Here is a 1,552-nt window from a genome sequence, read left to right on the forward strand (position 1 = left end):
CGACCAGCGTTATCCCCGGCTGGATGACCGTGTCCTCGAAGGTGTCCTCAGTCAGCGCGACGGTACTCATCTTTCACCCCTCTGGCTTCGCGGTACCGAACAATACCCATGGGGGTATAACACGCGGCCGGGCGGGGCATTCCCCGGCGATGTCATGACCTGCGCCGGTTCCGCCGGGTGCGCAGGGCGTAAACGATCCACCCGGCGGCGAGCGCCACGATGATCAGCAGCAGCGCCAGGATGATGATCCGGCCGCCCCCGTGGCCGCCGTTCGCGAGTGCCTGCATCGCCAGGTCGTGCATCCGCTCCTCCAGCCATCGCGCTCGGTTCCGGGCTCTCATGCTGCGCGCGGCGGTGGCGGATGTCGTCAGACTGGCGAACCTGTTCGCGTTACATCCCTGGATGTAGCCAGAGGTCAGGCCTTGACCAGGCCCGACTGGTAGGCGATCACGACGAGCTGGGCGCGGTCGCGGGCGGCGAGCTTGGCAAGAATGCGGCTCACGTGGGTCTTCGCGGTCGGCACGCTTATCACCAGCTTGCCGGCTATCTCGGTGTTGGACAGCCCGGCGGCGATCAGCGCGAGCACCTCGCGCTCCCGGACGGTCAGCTCCTCCAGGCCCCCAGGGGGCGTGCGCAGCGGCTCGGGCTGGCGGATGAAGTGCTCGATCAGTCGCCGGGTGACGTTGGGCGCGAGGAGCGCCTCGCCGACCGCGATGACCCGGATAGCGGACAGCAGTTCTTCAGGCGGCCGGTCCTTGAGCATGAACCCGCTCGCCCCCGCGTGCAGCGCCGCGAAGACGTATTCGTCGAGATCGAAGGTGGTCAGGATCAGCACCCGCGACGGCGTCTCGCCGGCGGCGATCAGCCGGGTCGCGGCTACGCCGTCCATGACCGGCATCCTGATGTCCATCAGCACGACGTCGGGTGTCATGCGCCTGGCCGCCGCGACGGCCTCAGCGCCGTCCGCGGCCTCGCCGAGCACGGTCATGTCCGGCTCTGAATCGATCAGCAGCCTGAACCCGGCCCGGACGATGGCCTGGTCGTCGGCGACCACGACGCCGATGCTCACGCCACCCTCCCTGCCGCGGCCGGCGCGACTGGCAGGAACGCAGCGACTCGGAAGCCGCCGCGCCGAAGCGTCCCGGCGTCGACCGTGCCGCCAAAGATCGCGGCCCGCTCGCGCATGCCGGCGATCCCGTGCCCTTTGCCGCCGACGGCCAGGCCCGCGGCCTGCGGGGTCCGGCCGGTGCTGGCCCGGCCGGTGTCAGTCACCTCGATCCGCACCCCCGTCGGCCCGATCCCCACCCGCACCGCCGCCTCCGCTCCCGGCGCATGCCTGACGACGTTGGTCAGCGCCTCCTGGACGATCCGGTACGCGGTCAGCGACGCCACGGGCGGCAGCGCCGTCACGTCCCCGGTCAGGTCCACCAGGACCGGCGTTCCCGCGTCCCGCACCATCGCCGCCAGGCTGCCCAGGTCGCCGAGGCCGGGCGCGGGTGCCAGCCCGGCGACCGCATCGCCGGGTTCGTCGTCGCTGCGGAGCAGGCACAGC

3 protein-coding genes are annotated in these 1,552 nt (G+C 71.3%); all 3 read right to left on the minus strand.

What is annotated here, in order from left to right:
• Nucleotides 1-152 precede the first annotated feature (152 nt).
• Nucleotides 153-302: a hypothetical protein gene (locus WA805_RS19385; RefSeq protein ID WP_422276012.1), complete on the minus strand. Its 150-nt coding sequence runs from the start codon at nucleotides 300-302 to the stop codon at nucleotides 153-155.
• A gap of 113 nt (nucleotides 303-415) precedes the next feature.
• The gene (locus tag WA805_RS19390; protein WP_424565087.1) at nucleotides 416-1,069 is read right to left on the minus strand and encodes a response regulator; all 654 of its coding nucleotides are present in this window, start codon (nucleotides 1,067-1,069) and stop codon (nucleotides 416-418) included.
• The coding region (locus tag WA805_RS19395) for a sensor histidine kinase (RefSeq protein ID WP_425243034.1) at nucleotides 1,066-1,552 on the minus strand (487 nt) is incomplete at its 5' end. The genes WA805_RS19395 and WA805_RS19390, both read right to left, overlap by 4 nt.

Source organism: Trebonia sp. (assembly GCF_049794275.1).
GTDB lineage: Bacteria > Actinomycetota > Actinomycetes > Streptosporangiales > Streptosporangiaceae > Trebonia.